Origin of the sequence: Lacrimispora amygdalina (assembly GCF_900205965.1) — a bacterium.
In the GTDB taxonomy this organism is placed as follows: domain Bacteria; phylum Bacillota; class Clostridia; order Lachnospirales; family Lachnospiraceae; genus Lacrimispora; species Lacrimispora amygdalina_A.
Genome location: NZ_OAOF01000024.1, coordinates 20,232 through 38,570 on the forward strand (window position 1 = coordinate 20,232; position 18,339 = coordinate 38,570).

At 42.4% G+C, this 18,339-nt stretch carries 24 protein-coding genes; 20 read left to right on the plus strand and 4 right to left on the minus strand.

Annotated elements, in window-relative coordinates:
* Positions 1–69 precede the first annotated feature (69 nt).
* Both CRO04_RS22245 and CRO04_RS22250 read right to left on the minus strand, forming a co-directional pair.
* Positions 70–405, minus strand: a complete 336-nt coding sequence (locus CRO04_RS22245; protein WP_242974604.1) for a multidrug transporter — start codon at positions 403–405, stop codon at positions 70–72.
* A gap of 205 nt (positions 406–610) precedes the next feature.
* Positions 611–925 (minus strand): helix-turn-helix domain-containing protein, encoded by a 315-nt coding sequence (locus CRO04_RS22250; RefSeq protein WP_054739833.1) that lies wholly within the window; start codon positions 923–925, stop codon positions 611–613.
* Between the two features lie 138 nt (positions 926–1,063).
* Here CRO04_RS22250 and CRO04_RS22255 point away from each other — a divergent pair, with 138 nt between their 5' ends.
* The 5 genes from CRO04_RS22255 to CRO04_RS26945 all read left to right on the plus strand — a co-directional run bounded on the left by CRO04_RS22255 (position 1,064) and on the right by CRO04_RS26945 (position 5,489).
* Positions 1,064–1,264, plus strand: coding sequence for a hypothetical protein (locus CRO04_RS22255; protein ID WP_054739831.1), 201 nt, complete (start codon positions 1,064–1,066; stop codon positions 1,262–1,264).
* Positions 1,265–1,284: 20 nt separating this feature from the next.
* The gene (locus CRO04_RS22260) at positions 1,285–1,647 is read left to right on the plus strand and encodes a hypothetical protein (protein WP_207654501.1); all 363 of its coding nucleotides are present in this window, start codon (positions 1,285–1,287) and stop codon (positions 1,645–1,647) included.
* Positions 1,648–1,649: 2 nt separating this feature from the next.
* A complete protein-coding gene (locus CRO04_RS26410; protein WP_166432649.1) occupies positions 1,650–1,814 on the plus strand; it encodes a hypothetical protein in 165 nt (54 codons plus the stop codon).
* A gap of 199 nt (positions 1,815–2,013) precedes the next feature.
* Positions 2,014–4,338: a hypothetical protein gene (locus CRO04_RS22265; protein ID WP_097006449.1), complete on the plus strand. Its 2,325-nt coding sequence runs from the start codon at positions 2,014–2,016 to the stop codon at positions 4,336–4,338.
* A 329-nt stretch (positions 4,339–4,667) separates the two neighbouring features.
* Positions 4,668–5,489 carry an SH3 domain-containing protein gene (locus CRO04_RS26945; protein WP_242974605.1) on the plus strand — a complete coding sequence of 274 codons (822 nt, stop codon included), beginning with the start codon at positions 4,668–4,670 and terminating at the stop codon, positions 5,487–5,489.
* Positions 5,490–5,723: 234 nt separating this feature from the next.
* Here CRO04_RS26945 and CRO04_RS22275 read toward each other — a convergent pair whose 3' ends face one another.
* Positions 5,724–6,050, minus strand: a complete 327-nt coding sequence (locus CRO04_RS22275; protein WP_097006450.1) for a hypothetical protein — start codon at positions 6,048–6,050, stop codon at positions 5,724–5,726.
* Positions 6,051–6,070: 20 nt separating this feature from the next.
* On the opposite strand from CRO04_RS22275, the gene CRO04_RS26020 reads away from it, so the two are divergent.
* Positions 6,071–6,328, plus strand: a complete 258-nt coding sequence (locus CRO04_RS26020; protein ID WP_141401019.1) for a hypothetical protein — start codon at positions 6,071–6,073, stop codon at positions 6,326–6,328.
* Between the two features lie 515 nt (positions 6,329–6,843).
* On the opposite strand, the gene CRO04_RS22280 is transcribed toward CRO04_RS26020, so the two are convergent.
* Complete coding sequence (locus CRO04_RS22280; protein WP_097006451.1) at positions 6,844–7,737, minus strand: LysR family transcriptional regulator; 894 nt, start codon at positions 7,735–7,737, stop codon at positions 6,844–6,846.
* A gap of 133 nt (positions 7,738–7,870) precedes the next feature.
* On the opposite strand from CRO04_RS22280, the gene CRO04_RS22285 reads away from it, so the two are divergent.
* From CRO04_RS22285 to CRO04_RS22350, 14 genes are all read left to right on the plus strand, one after another.
* Positions 7,871–9,043, plus strand: coding sequence for an enolase C-terminal domain-like protein (locus CRO04_RS22285; protein WP_207654502.1), 1,173 nt, complete (start codon positions 7,871–7,873; stop codon positions 9,041–9,043).
* A gap of 11 nt (positions 9,044–9,054) precedes the next feature.
* A complete protein-coding gene (locus CRO04_RS22290; protein WP_097006452.1) occupies positions 9,055–10,305 on the plus strand; it encodes an SLC13 family permease in 1,251 nt (416 codons plus the stop codon).
* A 364-nt stretch (positions 10,306–10,669) separates the two neighbouring features.
* Entirely contained in the window at positions 10,670–11,605 is a 936-nt protein-coding gene (locus CRO04_RS22295; protein WP_097006453.1) for a DUF932 domain-containing protein, read from the plus strand.
* Between the two features lie 14 nt (positions 11,606–11,619).
* Positions 11,620–11,994, plus strand: coding sequence for a hypothetical protein (locus CRO04_RS22300; protein ID WP_097006454.1), 375 nt, complete (start codon positions 11,620–11,622; stop codon positions 11,992–11,994).
* Positions 11,995–12,078: 84 nt separating this feature from the next.
* Positions 12,079–12,345, plus strand: a complete 267-nt coding sequence (locus CRO04_RS22305; RefSeq protein ID WP_097006455.1) for a hypothetical protein — start codon at positions 12,079–12,081, stop codon at positions 12,343–12,345.
* A 109-nt stretch (positions 12,346–12,454) separates the two neighbouring features.
* On the plus strand, positions 12,455–12,976 hold the full coding sequence (locus tag CRO04_RS22310) for a JAB domain-containing protein (RefSeq protein WP_242974606.1): 522 nt from the start codon (positions 12,455–12,457) through the stop codon (positions 12,974–12,976).
* Positions 12,977–13,038: 62 nt separating this feature from the next.
* Entirely contained in the window at positions 13,039–13,968 is a 930-nt protein-coding gene (locus CRO04_RS22315) for a YqaJ viral recombinase family protein (protein ID WP_097006456.1), read from the plus strand.
* Between the two features lie 198 nt (positions 13,969–14,166).
* A complete protein-coding gene (locus CRO04_RS22325) occupies positions 14,167–14,967 on the plus strand; it encodes a recombinase RecT (RefSeq protein ID WP_097006457.1) in 801 nt (266 codons plus the stop codon).
* A complete protein-coding gene (locus CRO04_RS22330; RefSeq protein ID WP_097006458.1) occupies positions 14,964–15,326 on the plus strand; it encodes a hypothetical protein in 363 nt (120 codons plus the stop codon). The genes CRO04_RS22325 and CRO04_RS22330 overlap by 4 nt, the downstream gene beginning before the upstream one ends.
* 87 nt (positions 15,327–15,413) lie before the next feature.
* Positions 15,414–15,683, plus strand: coding sequence for a hypothetical protein (locus CRO04_RS22335; RefSeq protein WP_097006459.1), 270 nt, complete (start codon positions 15,414–15,416; stop codon positions 15,681–15,683).
* Between the two features lie 197 nt (positions 15,684–15,880).
* Positions 15,881–16,039 carry a hypothetical protein gene (locus tag CRO04_RS26415; RefSeq protein WP_166432650.1) on the plus strand — a complete coding sequence of 53 codons (159 nt, stop codon included), beginning with the start codon at positions 15,881–15,883 and terminating at the stop codon, positions 16,037–16,039.
* A gap of 151 nt (positions 16,040–16,190) precedes the next feature.
* Positions 16,191–17,150, plus strand: coding sequence for a DUF5688 family protein (locus CRO04_RS22340; protein WP_097006460.1), 960 nt, complete (start codon positions 16,191–16,193; stop codon positions 17,148–17,150).
* 171 nt (positions 17,151–17,321) lie between these two features.
* Positions 17,322–18,077, plus strand: coding sequence for a phosphoadenosine phosphosulfate reductase (locus CRO04_RS22345; RefSeq protein WP_097006461.1), 756 nt, complete (start codon positions 17,322–17,324; stop codon positions 18,075–18,077).
* A 16-nt stretch (positions 18,078–18,093) separates the two neighbouring features.
* Entirely contained in the window at positions 18,094–18,327 is a 234-nt protein-coding gene (locus CRO04_RS22350; protein ID WP_097006462.1) for a hypothetical protein, read from the plus strand.
* Positions 18,328–18,339 lie beyond the last annotated feature (12 nt).

Below are 18,339 nucleotides of genomic sequence, written 5' to 3' on the forward strand. Positions count from 1 at the left end.
ACAACATCTTTAAACGGGAAGCTGTGATCGTTCGCTTTTGTTTCGATCTGAATTCCAATTTAAAACATCCTATACTCTAAACGATCTCTCAACAAAAAAGCTTACAGTTTCTTTCAGCTCATTACTGAACTCTTCTAGATCCTCAAAGTGAATCGCCCCTTCATTGATAAGGGAAATCATGTGATAAATCAGGTCTGATCGTCTCATTTCCAATTGAACGCCAGTTTTCTTCTTGTCTTCCTTTATTCTCTTGTCCAGCTTCCAAAACTTTTCTGATGGATTAGCGTCCTCACTTAGTAATTCTATATATTCCTTACCCAGCCTGTCCATATAGGCTTCCTGCCAGTCAGCAATTTTATTTCTAAAAAGTGTCCAGTCCTTTTTTGTAAATCTCTGTTCTTGCAAAGCCTTAAACCTCCCTTTAAATTCAATTTGTTTCAGCATAACAGAAAAGAAATCAAAAATAAAGCAGTGTACATTTATTATCACAATATACAGTATTTTAAGATGTAAAATATTTTGTCTACAGCCATAGCGTTGATTGTCAAGTTTTAAGTATAAATCAACGCCATAGCAGGCAGGAGCCTTCCTATTTGTTCTATGGCGGTATTTAATCCTCCTGGATGAGCAGGTCCAGGATTTCCAGAACAGCCTGTCTTTTTGAAGGGGTCAAGATCCCCCATTTTGTTAAGATCAGCAATTGCTGTCCGGTCAACTGCTTTTTGTCCCCAATGCTGAAAAAATCGGAAAGAGAGATTTCGAATGTTTCACAAAGAAGCTCTAATTTATCTACAGGCGGCTGTAAGTTTTTTTGATACCAGGTCGCGATTGTTGATTGCGGAATGCCGGAAAGCTTTGACAACTTGTAAACCGTCCATTTTCTTTCTGTTCTTAATTCTGTAATTCTGCCTAAAACATCAAACAAGGAAAATACCTCCCAACCATTCATATATGCGATAATGATATATCGAAAAACTGATAGACAATAGACGGAAAAAGCCGTATAATATATATCGTAAATACGATATATACATATGTATGTGAATGCAAGGGAGGAAACGATATGGCAGGCAAGTTATGCCCCAGTTGTGGACAATTTACCTTTTTTGAAACGGTGAATGGGCGGCAGTGTTCGAAATGCGGATATAAGATGGTTCTACCAGTGAATGCGGGAAAAGGTGGAAAAGGTCAAAAATGTGTCAATTGTGGACAGTTCACGGTATTTGATAACAAATGCCGGACCTGCGGCGCCCGCTACGAATGAACAATGTAAGGGAGGAACAAATGATGACTGATAATCAAAAAGCAAAATGTCATGCAATCATTCATTCTGCCAGTGCGGCGGCCGGCGGTGTTGGGGCGGGACTGGCACAGGTGCCGGGAAGTGATAATCTGATCATTACCCCAATCCAGCTTACCATGACGATCTCTCTGGGAAAGGTCTTTGACCTGACTCTTGGGGAAAGCGCTGCCAAAGCAGCGTTAGCGTCAGCTGCGGCTGCAACGGTCGGAAGAACTGCTTCCCAGCTTTTAATCGGCTGGCTTCCTGGAGTTGGAAATGTAGTCAATGCGACTACGGCGGGTGTGCTGACAGAAACAATCGGCTGGATTCTGGCAAAGGAATTTGAAAAACAGGCAGGTGAATGAGAATGATCGTGAAGATGCTTGACAAGTTCGTAAAACCAACGAACCGGAAGCCGCCGAAAAGCGATTTATATACCGGCAGTCATAACGTGCTCCGCCCGCTGGATAAAAAGGAAGAGAAAAGAAGAAAAAAGGCTGAAAAAGAATGGAAAAAAAATGTGAAGTATTAAAAAATAAATAGCGGTAGATGATCAAAGGCCTGAGAAAGCCTCTCCGGTTCATGGAATTGGGAGGGGATCAGGTCTTTTTCATATCAGTAGGAGTCGGTGGCCTTTTTCTTATTTTAGAAAGTTCTTGTATGCAGTTAAATATTATAGAGGAGATAATCAATAATCAATTACGATCCATTATGAAAGGGGACAAGTTTGTATGAAAGTTTTTCCGTTGGGAAAAGGTAAAGTCGTATACAATGATGATGCCGAATCCTGCCTGCTTTGTGTGAATTATTTTCAGGACCATGCAGTGACTGCAAAAGAAAAATTTGTGAAAGCCATGGAGAACTGCAAATCCATTGAAGAGGTTCTGACCCAGGCACCCATTTATGGGCAGAAGTGTATTGATGAGGAGATTGAGCGGGGAATCGATCTCCTTGTTAAGGCGAAGATTTATGAATATAGCGTTGCCCGGCTCAAAGCAGATTTTGACAATCTGATCTACGAGAATACTTCCGAATACCGGGAATTGCTGAAAAGATATTCGGAACTAAAGGAAGCGAAAGGGCAATATGATGCGTTGAAGAAACTGGAACGTGATAACCGGTCAAAATGGCAGGGCGGCGGCTTTGGAATCGGCGGGGCCATTAAAGGAAGTTTAAAGGCCGGAGCCATGAATGCAGCCACCGGTATGGTGCGGGGAGTAGGGGATACTTTTACCGATATCATGGACAATGCAAAGTTTGAAAATGAAAAGAATGCTTTGAATAATGCTCAGAACTTGGAAAGCCTTGCGGATATCGTGCTCATTACCGTAGGAAATGTATTACCGGCCTGTATCCTGGGTATCTTTGAAAAACATTTGGGAACGGATACTTCCAGTGTCATTGATTGTGATTATGATAAGGTAGACAGCATTCTGGCTAATATAGAAAAAATAGACAGCTGGGATGAAACATATGAACTGATCAGGCAGATCATAGAGACGACACCGCTGGCTGACGAGGCGTGGGTATTCCTGTTAAATAATTACAGTTCTATGGAAGTTGATTTTCATGAGGTCAAGGAGTTGACTCAATTCGTATGCCCGAAGCAATTTGCCTGGTGGGCATTTGCTGAAATGAATTTTATCATGGAAGCTTCCTACCATCAGAAAATCAGTGCCAAGAACGGCTATGATATAGTAAAAGAAAAAGCCATTGCCTATGACTATATGGATGAGAATGGAATTCTGCTTCCTCATGAGAACCAGTATTCGAATGCCATGTCGCTTTATACGGTCATCGCACTTTCCTGTCTGGAAATCCGGATAAGATATAAGGATGAACAAGGTATTCTGCATCTGATTTCTGATGCAGCCAGCGAAAAACTGGAGGAAATGAAAGAAAGTATCACGTTGATTTGCAATCAATACCATGTACTGGATGCATCAAATAGCTGGGCCATTGCCGGGAAATTTGACAGATGTCAACAGATGGATTTCTATAAAGAGCTTTCTTCTTTGCTGTCATTGTTGAAAAAGGGGTATGAAAAAGCCTGCGTTGTGGAAAAGAGGAGCTTTCAGACACTGGCAGAAGCGAACCGTTACAGAGCCGAGCTTAAGAGCTTTCAAGATATTTACATACCCGGTACGGATTATGCAGACTATGAGAGTGGTAAATTAAGTGAAAAAATAGTCCACTTAGATGGGATCGAATTTTATGATGATGAAATAAAACAGAAGGTGCTTGATCTGAAAGAAAAACAGGAACGGCTAAAGGAATACGAGAATACGGAAGTATTCAGACGGGGAGAACGGTTAAAAACTTCTTTTCAAAAATATGAGGTGCCCAATTTATTTGTATATGGAAGCAATCTATTTTTGGAACAAGCCAGTCTGGCAATCAAAAATAAAAATATCCTGTTAGTTGAGAAGGAGCCTTACATCATTGCAGTATACAATGAAGCGGCGAAAGGCAAAATGAAAGGTATTGTGATCACAGAACAATTTATTTACAATCTGACGAACGTGATATCTCTGTCAAACAGCAGTATCGAGCTTGAAAAGATATTGGCTGTAAAAGTGGTCAATGGAACGATCCTTGAGGTTACCTTAAAAGACAAGAAACAGATAAAGTGGAAGCTGTCAGGCGGTATGCCGTTAAATGAGATCGTGGAGGGATTAACAAAAGGTCTTAGCCTTAGTCCGGATATGAATGTGCCGGAAGCAAACGTACTAATAAAGATTCTGGAAGGATCTCAGACACCAAAAGCAGTCAGACTGGAAACGAATCATCGTACTTCTGATGCAGAAAAGCAAAGAGGAGCAATGTGGAAACAGGAATTAATGGCAATTATTTTATCCGGCATCACAATTGCCACAATGATCATCGTTCCCCTGATAGCAGTCAGTATGCTTTTGGTCATCCCCTCCTTTATCATGTGTCTGATTGCCTGGAAGAGCCGTCCATTGCATAAAAAACTGATCATTGCATTCACAATTACAGATGGCTTAATCTTGCTGTTGTATGCGGGAAGCCTAGTTCTGGCTTTTTTTGAATGATTTCCTTTATGATATTTCTCCTATGGGCTAATTCCTATAGGGGATTCCTTGTTATTGAAAAGAGATATATCCTGGTTTTTCTAAATTTGTTCCATTTGGATATTTTTTAGCTGAGTATCAATTATGCCATATTGTTTTATTGGAGTAGGGGATCAATGACTTTCTGTGATGAGATTCCTGTGTATTATAACAAAAATGAAATGGAGAAAAATAATATGAAAGAGAATATAAAAACCTTTGGTTGGTATTTGAAGTAAATCGGAAAAAGTTTACTGGTATTTTGGGTAATTGGATTTATTATATCGCTGATGGCAGGTTGCTCATCAACGGTGGAGACTGTACAAACCACATCAGCTTACGGTTCTCCGGTTTTTGAAACCACTAAGGCCCCGGAAACAACGGCTGTCCCCGTAGCTGAAACAACAGCGGCGGTATCTGTAAAAGATATAAAGTTGTCAAAAGATGAGAAAAAAGAGGATGCATTTAAAAATGAATGTGTGTATCTTCAATTTGAAGACGCATACAGAAATCCCCAGAACTATAAAGATAAAAAAGTTCATGTACAAGGAACGGTTACTAACATTGATGAAGAATTCTTTGTTATGACGACTAATTATGATACTGGCGGTGTATATGCCATTAGTCTGGAAGAGTGGGAGGGTGGGAATTTTATGGCAGGGGACATTCTTGATGTTTATGGATTATACTTAAAAGCAGCACCATATACAGATGATTTCGGAGATACAACAGAGTTTGTTTTCGTTAAATTAGTTTATGCAGACCGGTACGTTGAAATAACGGCAGAAACAGAGATTGAAAATGAATGGACATATTACAATCCCAATATGTGTGTTATAAATGTAGATGAATATACGACATTAAGACAATCACCAGATCCAAATGCGGAAGAGGTTGCGAAACTTCCATTAGATTCATATGTCATGTCACTCGATAGTACTGATGATGGCTGGTATTATGTCATGACCGAAGAAGGGCTTGAGGGATATGCCAAAACGATTAGACGACCTGTACCACAGTTTTTTAAGCAGCAGGATTTTAATGAGCTTAAATTATCCGTGAAGGAAAACCACAAGATTTTAATTGACCGATTGTCAAAGGAAGATAGGAAAAACAGTGCTGCGAATCATTGACGCCTTAGGAATGATTTGTAACTATCAAAGCAAGGCTAGCTTCATCTAAGGTTTCATGCTTGGAATGGAACTTACAAAGGAACTGAAAGATTATAACCACAGTCTTGAGAAGATTCTCAATGACTGTGGTCAATTTTATATGCCGAAGGGAGAAGCCGATGATGAAAAAGAAAGTTAAAATTATTACAGCAGCCTTTGTTGTTTTGCATAGGGAGTTGTGAAACAGGTACCCCATTAATTCGCCTTGATCTTTGTCAGCATTTCTTCGCCCGTAATTTTCCCATCAAGATAATCGTTCCGAGTTTGCCGCGCCAGCTTTGCCCACCGGGCATACTCCTCCGAGGACATGTCCTTGCAGCTAAACTCTTCCGGTATTTTACCGTCCACACGGAAACGGCGTGAGTACACTTTGTTGTACTCGGTCAGGAAAGCCAGCAAATAATCGTTTCCCTGTATGCCCTGATCATAAAACAGCTTTGCGCCAACCTGCTTGCAGGTGTGATTATCTTTATAAGGCCAGTCGAAGAAATTCTGCTTACGCTTATTCAGAACGGAAAACATGTCCAATTTGTGAAGAAGATATGTGGAAGAATCGTAGCAGTAATAATATTTCTGAATGTAGAAGTTGTGGATTTACTATAATTGATACACAATGCCCAGAATGTAAAGAAAAGTATGCTTTTACAAGGTATTCAATATTAAAGATAAATGCAATAAATGCTGATTATCCGGGATTTAAAGTTCTTATGAATGAGAATAAACTTGCGTATAAGAATATTACAGAAGCATGTATCGAAGAAAATCAGATAAATCCAGTATGTCCAAGTTGTGGTCATTAATAAAATAATGTAAAAAAGCCGTGCGAAGTTCAATGAATTTTCGCAAGCGCAACATAGGTTCTTTCCATTCTTAGTTGATTTGATAGTAATATTCGTTTAGTAGAAGCTTTGCTTTTGGGAAAAATGAATCGTATCATGATTGATGTCGGCTAGTATAAGAATAAAATTTCTTGATTTGGCCTCAACCTCTCCGTATGTACAAACAGTAAGGAATGAGATACATTACTTCTAATGCTTATAGTTCATGGAAATTGAAGTTTCAATTAAATAAACAATAGTTTGACTTAAATATTATAACCGTGAGAATACTTCAGGAGGTACACTTCATGTATAAAGAAATTCTCGCGGTTATTTTAAAAGCAGTTACCTGCATTCTTGAATTATTAGGAAAAGATGAATAACCGGACCAAGGGGCTGTAAAAAAACTCCCCAAATAGAAAATCGCTGAGGTCATGAGACCTCAGCGATTTTTTTGGTTTAGGGACTTGTTTTACGGCCCTTCAATGAAGGAATCACTAATGTCCCTGTTCATTTTTCATGTTATACTCTTTTAAAATAAATTGTATCATTTTCAGCGAATCTTGATACACCTGCCGCCCTTTTTTTATGGAGATTCCTACAGCTACATTCAATGGTTCTTTCAAAGGTATTGCTATAATATCTTCATCGTAAAAAACTGCTTCCTTCAGCAAAAAGGTACCGAGTCCTGAATTTCGAACAAGGTTTTTTATGGTATGGAGTTGATTCGAATGCAACATGGCATTCGGACTTATCTCTAACATCAGGAATCTTTCCTGAACCTTTTTACTGGTATAAAAATGGTTTTCCAGTAACACTAGTGGTACTTGGCAGGCCAAAGCAGTGGAAATGGACGTATACGCTGAAAAAGGATGAGATTTTTCAATACAAAAGCATATTTCTGTTTGGTAAAGCACCATTGTTTCCAGATTTGTGTTGTTAAAGTCAGCAGCACTGACTGCCATATCAATCTGATCCTCCAAAAGCATATCCATAATCGCAGAGGAATCACCTTCAATAACTTCAAGTTGTATATCAGGATAAACAGCATGAAACTCATTAATTAAAAGGGGCAGAAAAAAGGCACCTACTTGAATGGGCAGACCGAGCTTGATTTTATTTCGTTTTTTTCCCAAATCACGCATCTCTTCTGATAAAGAATCCACCTCGTTTAAAAGTTTATCGATTTTATCCAGAAAAAAGTGGCCCTCTTGTGTCAGGGTTATTTTTTTATTCGCAGCACGATGAAAAAGATTAATCCCCAGCTCTGCCTCAAGTTCACGTATAGACATGGTAATCGATGGTTGAGAAACATTAAGACTCTCAGCGGCTTTTGTAATATTTCCATATTTGCAGGTGGCTTGAAAATATTGTAGCTGTAATAACTTCATTTCTTCCCTCCAATTACTTAATAATCAAATTGTACAATAAATTTATCTGATAAGCAAATAAAAAAGATATATTTAACAATGAAATCTCTTTGTATTATGCTTAGTATATCAAAAACAAACAAGGAGGAATACAGTGAAAATATTAAATATTATTGACTGTAATATGGGATTTAGTGGAAACATGAGAAATTCAGTGATTGACTTCAGCCAGATGACTACAAGTGTGGTTGCCATCATTACGGATGTTGTTATTGATGGGCAACCGGTTATCGGATATGGATTCAATTCCATGGGACGGTATGGACAAAGCGGAATCATTCGTACCCGTTTTGCACCGAGAATTCTTGCGGCAGCAGAGTGCCAGCTATTAAACACAGAAGGAACAAATTTTTCGGCACAAAAAATCTTTGATATTATGATGAAGAATGAGAAGCCAGGAGGGCACGGGGATCGGGCTCATGCTGCCGGAGCTATTGACATGGCGGTGTGGGATATCATCTCAAAGATCGAAAGAAAGCCATTGTGGAAATATCTAAGTGAAACCTTTAATCAAGGAGCCTATGATGATCAGGTGTTCTGCTATGGTGCCGGCGGATACTATTATCCCGATCAGGGAATCGAGGGTTTGAAAAGTGAACTACAAGGTTATCTGGAACAAGGGTTTGACTGTATAAAAATAAAGATAGGTGGTGCAAGTCTGAGTGAAGATTTAAAGCGTTTGGAAGCAGCAATTCAAGTCGCCGGATTCAGCCGGAAGGTTGCTGTCGATGCAAACGGAAAATTTAATCTTGATAAAGCAATGGAATATGCCAAAGCACTTGAGCCATATTCCATCCTGTGGTATGAAGAACCTGGGGATCCCAACGATTATCTTCTTCATTCGGTGTTAGTCGAAAGTTACTCAGGAAGCATTGCCACAGCAGAGAACCTTTTTTCTGTTCAAGATACTAAGAACATGCTGCTGTTTGGACGCCTCAGACCAAACAAAGATATCATACAGACGGATGTAAATCTCGCTTATGGACTAACTGGAGCAATTCAGATTATCAAAATGATGGATCAGATGGGCTGGAGTCGGAAGCAGATATACCTCCATGGCGGACACTTGTTATGTCTTCACCTTGCCGCAGCCATGCAGTTGGGAGGAAGTGAATGTTATCCCGGTGTATTTCAACCATTTGGTGGTTTTAATAGCGAGGTTATGCTTAATAACGGAATGGCAACTCTCCCTGAAAGCCCGGGAATTGGAGTAGAGCAGAAAACAGAATTGTATCAATGTCTACGTGAATTAGTGAGGAAAGAATAGGGAGGACATATATGAACTGGGCACTTATTTCATTGCTTACGCTGGTTGTAATAACTGTATTGGCGTTTGTAATTAAAGTTAATATCGGACTATTAGCAATTCTTGCCGCAGTAATTTTGGGCTGGGTTGCCGGATTTGCAGATAAAGAAATTATTGCAGGTTTCAGTTCCAGCATGTTTCTAATGATGCTGGGAGTATCTTTTCTGTGTGCGATTTCCGTAGCAAATGGCTCACTGGAATTATTTGCACATAAGTTTATTAAGCTAACGGGAGGAAGAGCCTGGCTGGTTCCACCGATTATATTCATCATCGGCTATCTGGTCTGTGCAATTGGACCGGGAGCTGTGTGCGGACTTGGAATTGTCTGCACCCTATCCGTACCGATGGGGAAAACAAGTGGTTATGATTCGGTTATGCTTGGGATTATCGGAGAAATGGGAGCGCTTGCAGGCCGCCATTCGCCTCTGACCCCTACTTCAGTGGTGTTCAGAACGATTCTGGAACCGGAAGGAATTATGGAAAGCCAGTATCAGAACCCCCTGATTGTTTACTCTCTTTGTACATTTATTCTGCTGGCTGTTATTACCTTCTTTATGTTTAAAGGCCATAAGGTGAAAACCAATGTAATGGAAACCGACAATCTTCCTGAATTCACCAAAGCCCAGACCATGACCTTATTAGGATTTGTGGTGCTGGTGATTGGCAGTATGTTGTTTAAGCGTAATGTTGGGCTTGTGGCATTTTCTGTAGGAATTGTGCTGGTTATTTTAAAGGCCGCAGATGAAAAGGAAGTGTTCAAAGCAATCTCCTGGTCTACCCTGCTTGTTGTAACTGGTGTGGGAGTTTTAATGAATCTGGTGATGAAAAGCGGCGGAGTGGAGCTTTTGTCAAGTGGACTGTCAAGCGTTATGACGCCAAGAACAGCGGTGACAATTTATGGTTTAAGTGCAGGATTTTTATCCTGGTTCAGTTCTGCTATCGGTGTAGTTTATCCAACTCTGCTTCCAACTGTAAAGGATATTACGGAAACGGTTAATGTAAGCCCTATTGGTCTTTTGACAATGATTGGCCTTTGTAGTTCATTCGCAGCATTCAGTCCTGCATCTACAGGAGGAGGTCTTATTATGGCGGCACAGGCATCTGAGCCTGGATTTACTAAGCAAAAACAAAATAAATTATTTGTACGTTTATTTTTACACTCTGTGTTAATGCTTTTGATTCCATGTGTATTATCTCTGACCGGAATTTATGGAATTTTATAAAAAAGGAATACAGATTATTAATGTGAAATCGGTGGGGCTGTAAAAAAACTCCACAAATAGAAAATCGCTGAGGTCGTGAGACTTCAGCGATTTTTTTAGGGACTTATTTTACAGCCCCTTCTTTCGCGGAAAATACCAGGTGTAAAGAACTTGCGGCTTTCTGGAAAATGCAGCTTTTGAAGGCCGACCTGGTAATTCGCAGAATCCTCCCGTATTTGGCTACAGGAGGGGATTTTATTGTTCAGAAAGGGGGAAGAAAACATGTGCAATGACGAAAAAGAATGGTAAAAGAACTTAATGTACATGAAAAATCATATAACAGACACAAAAAAGTAAGGTCAATAAATGACAGGAGGAAAGAAGAATGGCTGCAGAAGTTGAAACAATGTTTTACACAGGAAGAAAGGCGCCCTGGCATGGCCTTGGCACCTCCGTATCAGAGGCTTCCACCTCAGAATCAGCCCTGGAGCTTGCCGGGCTTAACTGGCGGGTCATCCAGAAAGATATCATGACCAATGACGGCATTCCCGTTTTGGGATTTAAGGCAAATGTAAGGGACAATGATGAACGGATACTGGGCGTGGTGACGGACCGGTATAAGGTGGTGCAGAATCAAGAGGCCTTTTCCTTTACGGATGAACTGTTAGGAGAAGGGGTCACGTATGAAACGGCCGGCTCCTTACAGGAGGGTCGGCGGACCTGGATTCTGGCAAAGCTTCCCCAGCGGTATATCATCAGCGGGGATGAGGTCGCTCCCTACCTGGTATTTATGAACAGCCATGATGGATCGGGTTCCATCAAGGTGGCAATGACACCGATCCGCGTGGTGTGCTTAAACACGCTGAACCTGGCTCTGTCCACGGCAAAGCGTTCCTGGTCCACCAATCATGTGGGTGACATCCGGGGAAAGATGGAGGATGCCAGATATACACTTTTATATGCAGATGCCTATATGGCAGAGCTTGGAAAAAGCATTGACCAGTTGAACCGGCAGAAACTGACGGATAAACAGGTCTATGAATATATTGACGCCTTGTTCCCATTGCTTGACAATGCGACAGATCAGCAGCTGAAAAACCTGCGGAAAATGAAAGAAGAAGTAAGAGACCGGTATTATTCCGCCCCGGACTTACAGTATGTAGGGAAGAATGCATACCGGTTTGTCAATGCGGTCTCTGATTTTGCCACCCATTCCAAGCCGCTTCGGGAACGGACAAATTACCGGGAAAGCTTATTTGCCCGGACAGTGGACGGTAATGCCATGATCGATAAAGCATATGCGCTGGTAACGGCGGCGTAAAGGAGGGAAAAACCATGTATGTTCGTGATGAAGAAGAATTTGGTCAGGCAGTGCGGGAGGGAAAGGACCGGATTGAATTGGAGGGAGACCTGGCTGCTAAGGTAAAGAAGCTGTATAAGATCAACCTTGCTCTTTGGAGCTTTTGCCTGGTCTGTTTGGGGGTAGCTATCATAGCGCTTATGCAGGTGCCCATAACGGGTGGTGCTTCCGGTGTTGTCAGCCTGGTTGCCGGGACGCCTGCGGCCGCCATTTTAGGAACAGAAGCAGCGGTGACAGCCGTCATGATCGGAGTAGCCGGCGGCGGTATTGGGGTTTTGAAAAAATTAAGGCGGGATTACCGGATAGCAACCGGAAAAGATGGCCGCATTATTGTATACTTGAAAAAATAAGGTGATCCGGGTGGTATCATCTGTCGGTCCCAGGGGATATTCCTTTCAGTGTTCTCTGGGACTTTGTAAAGGAGGCTGCCGGATATGCAGGGGAAATTACAAAGGGAAGCAATTGGGCCGGAGGATGGAACCCGTGTTAATGGGCGATGGAAGACCTTGTGTGCGTGCCGGGATTTTAGGCTTTTGTTGGAGTGGGCATGTCCGGATGTTCTTGATCTGTTCGAGAGGCAGATCACAGAATACCTGGCTATGACGGAACTGACCGAAAGCTATCTTAGAGAGGTCCCAAGAAGTGTCTGTTGGTATGAGGGGCTTGTTAGTACAGAAGTGCTGTTAATGGAACTTTTATAGGATGTTTGGAAAAAATTCTGTAAGGATGGAAAAAACAAGTGGAGAAAAAGGGAAGCGTCCTGTTTGGCAGAGGAAGCGTCCTCTTTTCGTTTGGAAAGGAGATTCGCAGGTGAAATGTGGAATACAAGAAAAAAAGATCGTTGACATGATGAAACGGCCAAGCCCGAAAAAGATTGTCAGCATGATTCACCTTCAGATGGTAAAGGAGGGCAGGACCTTATGCGGGATGAAATGTTTTTCTTCTCCGATGGGGGCAGTTGAGGCGGTAAGGCCCCTGTTTGACTTAGCAGACAGGGAAATGGTCCTTGTCATGTCCTTAAACGCAAAGCTGGAGCCTATGGCTGCGGAAGTAGCCGCGGTTGGAGGCGTCAGTATGTGCAGTGTGGACGTAAGAAATATTTTTAAACACGCTCTTTTAAATAACGCTTCCTATGTAATTTGCTTTCATAATCATTTATCAGGAGACCCAAAGCCCAGCAGTGAGGACCAGGCGATTACTAGGAGAATCCGGGAATGCGGAAATCTGCTGGGAATTTTCCTGATAGATCATATCATTGTGGGTGAGGCCGGGTTTTACAGTTTCAAAGAGCAGGGCCTGATTGATCTGGCTTTGCCAGATGATGCAGCTTGATATAAGAGGGATATAAGAAGATCATTTGTAACACGGAATATTTTTACAATAGGAGGCTGTCTATGTCAAAAAACATATCAACCGCAGAGTTAAGCCATGAAGAATGGCTTAAATTAAGAAAGACCGGGATTGGCGGTTCTGATGCCGGGGCTATATGTGGTTTAAATCCATATGCAAGCCCCATGAGCGTTTATCAGGATAAGACCACTATGGAAGTGGAAGAGATCAATAATGAAGCCATGCGTCAGGGAAGAGATTTAGAGGATTACGTTGCCCGGAGATTTATGGAAGCAACCGGGCTAAAGGTGAGACGCTCCAATATGATGTACCGCAGTGAAGAGCATCCATTTATGCTTGCGGATGTGGACCGGCTGATTGTGGGAAAGGATGCAGGGCTGGAATGTAAGACGGCCAGTGCTTACAACCTGGACAAATGGAAAGAGGATGAAATCCCCGCCCATTACTTAATCCAATGCCATCATTACATGAGTGTAACCGGGAAGCAGACCTGGTACATTGCTGTGGTCATTTTAGGGTGTGGATTCAAATATGCTGAAATTCCAAGAGATGAGGACCTGATCAAGAACCTTGTTTCCATTGAAAAGCAGTTCTGGAACAGTCATGTAGTGAAGCGGATCATACCGGACCCGGATGGTTCCGAAGCCTGTGATGAAGTGCTGGAGCAGTATTTTCACACGGCCAGAAAAAATTCAGCCATTTTGTTGACCGGATTTGACGATAAAATCCGGCGCAGGCTGGAGATCGTGAAGCTGATGGACAAGCTGGGAGAGGAGAAGAACCAGATCGACCAGCAGATCAAGCTGTTCATGAAGGATCATGAAATGGCTTACAATGAAAAGTACCGCGTGACCTGGAGCAACGTGGACACGCTTCATCTGGATTCCAAACGGATCAAGGCAGAGAAACCGGAAATTTATACAGAATTCAGTTACAGGACCAGTTCCAGGCGGTTTACTATCAAGGCGGCGTAATCACTGGAAGGGTTCCGTGCTGTCAAAGCTTAAGTTTCCTGCATCACCTGGTTTTTTATAAGATAAGAGAGCGGGATCAAACGGTAATGATATATGCAGTTGTTGATTCCAGACGTGATTATGTGAATTTAATATTTTAATTGTTGATGAGAGGGCCGTCTGAGAGGATGGTCCTTTTTCAATGGAAAGGTGGAAACAATGGCAGTTGATGTAAAAAATGAATTGGAGAGAAAGGCTTCCGGTCAGAACAGCCAGGTGAAGCTGACAAAAAGCATGACAATTGCAGACATGGTAAAGGCGCTGGAACCGGAAATCAAACGGGCACTGCCTGCGGTACTGACCCCGGAACGTTTTACAAGGATGGCGCTGTCCGCCATCAATAACACGCCGGAGCTGGCAGGCTGTACCCCCATGTCCTTTATTGCAGCCATGATGAATGCAGCCCAGCTTGGATTAGAGCCTAACACTCCACTGGGTCAAGCGTATTTAATTCCTTATAAAAACAAAGGTGTGCTGGAATGCCAGTTTCAGATTGGATATAAAGGCATGATAGACTTGGCTTACCGTACAGGGCAGATCCAGGTGATTCAAGGGCAGGCCGTGCGGGAGTTCGATTATTTTGAATATCAATACGGGCTGGACCCCAAGCTGGTCCACCGTCCGGGAGAGGAGGAACGGGGAGAGATCACGTTTATTTACGGCCTGTTCCGGCTGTCTAATGGCGGATATGGATTTGAGGTCAGCAATAAGGCAGATATGGATGCGTTTGCCGCTAAATATTCGAAATCCTTTGGGAGCAAGTACAGTCCGTGGACGGAGAATTATGAGGATATGGCGAAAAAGACGGTCATTAAGCGGGCGCTGAAATATGCACCTGTATCTGTGGATTTCCAAAAGGCCATGTCCATGGATGAAACGATTAAGACAGAGATTTCCGTGGATATGAGCGAAATCCGGAATGAGTGTCCGGAGATATCAGAAAACGGAGAGGCAGCATGAAAGCGGATGGTTCTGGTAGAAAAGTTGCTTCTCAGGCAGCCAGGCAGTCCGGACAGTTTCCAAAGAAGTGCTTTTTTACGAATGGGTTCTATAAAGACCCGGAAGCGTTCTGTCATTCCCTGGACAGCCCCTGTTATATCCCGGATAGGACCGGGCGCTGCTATACCGGAGAGGAGCTTCTTGAAATGAGCCTGGGGCAGAAGGAGATCGCAGAGGAAATGTTCCTAAGTATTACCGGACAGGACCCGGAGGCATGGCTTGATGAGCAGTTTCGGATCGGGGAATTGGCGATCTGCCCTGTTTGCGGGCGTATCTACCAGAGCTATATGAGAAAGGACTGCCCCCTGTGCAGAAAATAAGCAGATTCAGGAGCATTATCATGGGGCACGCTATTTTATCTGTGCAGGGGTGCTCCTGCCGTGGAAAGAAAAGGGAGGTGATAAAAAATGAGTGTGGAAGATTTACTGGATCAGGTAATCTGTGAAAGGATTGAGATGCTTTTAAATGCCCGTCCGGAGGGACCTGTCCCGAAGGAAGCAGGCTTTGAGCATAAAATGGAAGGTCTCCTGGAACAATTGGGAAAGGAATGGAAAGAGGAAATGGAAACGTTCTGGGATGACTGGATCGCCCGTTGTGCGGATGAGAACCGGTATTTATATTTCGCCGGAGTGAAGGATGGGTTCCGCATTTACAGAATGATGCTGGAAAACAAATGAATCCAGGAACAGAAACGGGGGTCTTTGGCGGACCACAGATTAATAAAACGTTTTATAAAATTTAAGAAAGGTTCCTGATGAAAACCGCATAAAGTTTTTGAACTGTCAGGAAGAAGCATGGATAGAAGCATTCGAAAAGGGATGCTTCTTTTTTAAGTAAATAAGGGAATCAAAAGATAAAAAGGCAGGGAATGGAAATGGGGAAAGAAATGAATATCCAAAAGCTGATTGCAGATGACGGCATAGACCTTGATCACATGTATTCTATTTTAGAGAATGCTGGTCTGACGCAGTACCTGATTGTTAAACGGGTGGCAGCCATAGGAAATGAGTGGCTCATTTTTAAGATGGGATAGATTAAGAAGGCTTCCCATAACGAATGCTCAAAAAGCATGGACAAAGGTTCCCATTGTTTGCTCAAAAAGAATGAGAACCTTGAAAATATAAGTTTTTTATAAAAAATGAAACATCAGATTTTACACTACCAGAAAAATGGAGGAAAAGCAAATGGAATATAATCAGTTCTTATTGAAGGTTCAGACAGAGATCGAAAAGCAGTTAGGAGATGGTTTTCATGTGAGGGTTCAACGGGTTCTTAAGAATAATGATACGGTGCTGGAGGGGCTGGTAATTTCCAAAGGAAAGGAGCATCTTTCCCCTACGATCTATTTGAATCCATACTTTGAAGAGTTTCAGCGGGGAATGGGAATGCAGGAAATCATAGGACGGCTCCTACGTGTCTATGAGCAGAATGTAAATATTTCCTTTGGAAATGCAACAGTGGAGGAGTTAGTTGATTTTAACAACTTAAGAGATAAAGTGGCTTATAAGCTCATACATCGAGCGTCTAATCAGGAGCTGTTAAAAGAGGTTCCTTATGTGGAATTTCTGGATCTGGCGGTAGTTTTCTATCTGTTCTTAGGTGAATGCAGAAGCGGACAGATGACGGCCCTTATTTACAATACCCATATGGTATCATGGGGCACAACGAAGGAGGAATTATTTCAACTGGCAAAGAGGAATACTCCAGAGCTTTTCCCGGCTCATATCAGGAATATGAAAGATAGCATAGAGGAACTTTTAAAAGTAGATTTGGAAGACTTTGGTGAATCTGGAATCATGGATGAACTGCTGGGAGAGGACCAGTTTCCATTTTATGTTCTGTCCAATCAAAGAATGACGAATGGAGCCTGCTGTATCCTGTATGAGAACTTTCTGGAAGGATTTGCTAAGGAGCAGGGAGCGGATCTTATCATACTTCCATCAAGTATCCATGAAACGCTGCTGATCCCGGACCAGGGGGAGAACTCTTACGAAGAACTTGGCGCCATGGTGAATGAGATCAATCAAAGCGAGGTTCCGGAAGAGGAGCGTTTGTCCAACCAGGTATACCGTTATTCCCGTTCTTCTGGAACGGTTGAGATCCTATTTCAATCAGAGGCATGTTTGATTAACAGGAAGGAGTAATACCTATCCCGGTGGAACCGGGTTTGCAAGCGGAGAACAGCGATGGCCTGCAGTAAAATTACTCATCGTGGCTACAAGTTCCAGTAAGGCTAAAACCTAAACAGAAACGGCTGGTTCGTATCATAGCAATCTAAAAAATTACCACTTCACCGGAAACGGTAAGTGGCTGGTATGAAAGTATGTTGGTTCAGTACCGGAATCTCGTCTTTTGCAGCATGTTATCTTACGAAAGATATCGATAAAATTGTCTATACCCATGTGGAAGATCAGCATCAGGACAGTCTGCGTTTTTTACAGGACTGTGAAAAGTTACTGGGCAGGAAGATTGAAATCCTTCAATCGGATCTTTATAAAGATGTCAACGATGTAATCGAAAGAACCAGATACATAAACGGTGCCTATGGCGCTGCCTGTACAAAGTGGTTAAAGAAACAGGTGAGGAAGAAGTGGGAAAGAGAAAATCCAGGATTTCACAGTTACGTCTGGGGATATGATGCCAACGAGAAACGCCGGGCACAAGCGGTCAGAGAAGCTCTTCCGGATTATGATCATGAATTTCCGTTAATCGAACAGGGATTAACAAAGGCAGAGTGTCATGGAATTGCGGGCCGGCTTGGACTGAAACGTCCCGTCATGTATGACCTTGGCTATCCCAATAATAACTGCATTGGTTGTGTAAAAGGCGGTATGGGGTATTGGAATAAAATCAGAGTAGATTTCCCGGAAGTGTTTGAGCGGCGGGCAAGGCAGGAAAGAGAAATAGGCCGCAGCTGCATAAAAGGTATATTCTTAGACGAACTGGAACCGGACCGGGGGAATATGCACATGGAAGTCTTTGAGGATTGTTCCATAGCATGTCAATTATTGACATGGGAAATAAATGAGAAGCATAAGGAAGTCCATCCGGGAAAAACAAAAGATTCTTAAGCGAGGAGGAAAGCTCATGAAAGAGAAACTTGTAACATATCTGCAGGAGTTTATTGCAGAAAACAACTGGGATGAGAATAACGTACCGGAGCAGACCAGAGCCATATTTACGACCCTGTGCTTTGCCGGGGGTGTAGATCCTGATACTAAAGAGGCGGATTACATTTTACAGATGATCTATCAATCAGTGACAGAAAAAATCATTCCATATGAAGCGTTCCAAAATTTCATGCTGGAATTGGTCGTGTAAAAAGGAATGACG

What these genes read in the sequence shown, in the direction of transcription:
- CRO04_RS22305 (WP_097006455.1), top strand. Translation starts at nt 12,079, where the DNA reads ATGCAGGGGAAATTACAAAGGGAAGCAATTGGGCCGGAGGATGGAACC.
- CRO04_RS22340 (WP_097006460.1), top strand. Translation starts at nt 16,191, where the DNA reads ATGGAATATAATCAGTTCTTATTGAAGGTTCAGACAGAGATCGAAAAG.
- CRO04_RS22300 (WP_097006454.1), top strand. Translation starts at nt 11,620, where the DNA reads ATGTATGTTCGTGATGAAGAAGAATTTGGTCAGGCAGTGCGGGAGGGA.
- CRO04_RS22290 (WP_097006452.1), top strand. Translation starts at nt 9,055, where the DNA reads ATGAACTGGGCACTTATTTCATTGCTTACGCTGGTTGTAATAACTGTA.
- CRO04_RS22325 (WP_097006457.1), top strand. Translation starts at nt 14,167, where the DNA reads ATGGCAGTTGATGTAAAAAATGAATTGGAGAGAAAGGCTTCCGGTCAG.
- CRO04_RS22335 (WP_097006459.1), top strand. Translation starts at nt 15,414, where the DNA reads ATGAGTGTGGAAGATTTACTGGATCAGGTAATCTGTGAAAGGATTGAG.
- CRO04_RS26020 (WP_141401019.1), top strand. Translation starts at nt 6,071, where the DNA reads ATGTGGAAGAATCGTAGCAGTAATAATATTTCTGAATGTAGAAGTTGT.
- CRO04_RS22345 (WP_097006461.1), top strand. Translation starts at nt 17,322, where the DNA reads ATGAAAGTATGTTGGTTCAGTACCGGAATCTCGTCTTTTGCAGCATGT.
- CRO04_RS26410 (WP_166432649.1), top strand. Translation starts at nt 1,650, where the DNA reads ATGATCGTGAAGATGCTTGACAAGTTCGTAAAACCAACGAACCGGAAG.
- CRO04_RS22330 (WP_097006458.1), top strand. Translation starts at nt 14,964, where the DNA reads ATGAAAGCGGATGGTTCTGGTAGAAAAGTTGCTTCTCAGGCAGCCAGG.
- CRO04_RS22260 (WP_207654501.1), top strand. Translation starts at nt 1,285, where the DNA reads ATGATGACTGATAATCAAAAAGCAAAATGTCATGCAATCATTCATTCT.
- CRO04_RS22255 (WP_054739831.1), top strand. Translation starts at nt 1,064, where the DNA reads ATGGCAGGCAAGTTATGCCCCAGTTGTGGACAATTTACCTTTTTTGAA.
- CRO04_RS22280 (WP_097006451.1), bottom strand. Translation starts at nt 7,737, where the DNA reads ATGAAGTTATTACAGCTACAATATTTTCAAGCCACCTGCAAATATGGA.
- CRO04_RS22295 (WP_097006453.1), top strand. Translation starts at nt 10,670, where the DNA reads ATGGCTGCAGAAGTTGAAACAATGTTTTACACAGGAAGAAAGGCGCCC.
- CRO04_RS22315 (WP_097006456.1), top strand. Translation starts at nt 13,039, where the DNA reads ATGTCAAAAAACATATCAACCGCAGAGTTAAGCCATGAAGAATGGCTT.
- CRO04_RS22275 (WP_097006450.1), bottom strand. Translation starts at nt 6,050, where the DNA reads ATGTTTTCCGTTCTGAATAAGCGTAAGCAGAATTTCTTCGACTGGCCT.
- CRO04_RS22265 (WP_097006449.1), top strand. Translation starts at nt 2,014, where the DNA reads ATGAAAGTTTTTCCGTTGGGAAAAGGTAAAGTCGTATACAATGATGAT.
- CRO04_RS26415 (WP_166432650.1), top strand. Translation starts at nt 15,881, where the DNA reads ATGGGGAAAGAAATGAATATCCAAAAGCTGATTGCAGATGACGGCATA.
- CRO04_RS22350 (WP_097006462.1), top strand. Translation starts at nt 18,094, where the DNA reads ATGAAAGAGAAACTTGTAACATATCTGCAGGAGTTTATTGCAGAAAAC.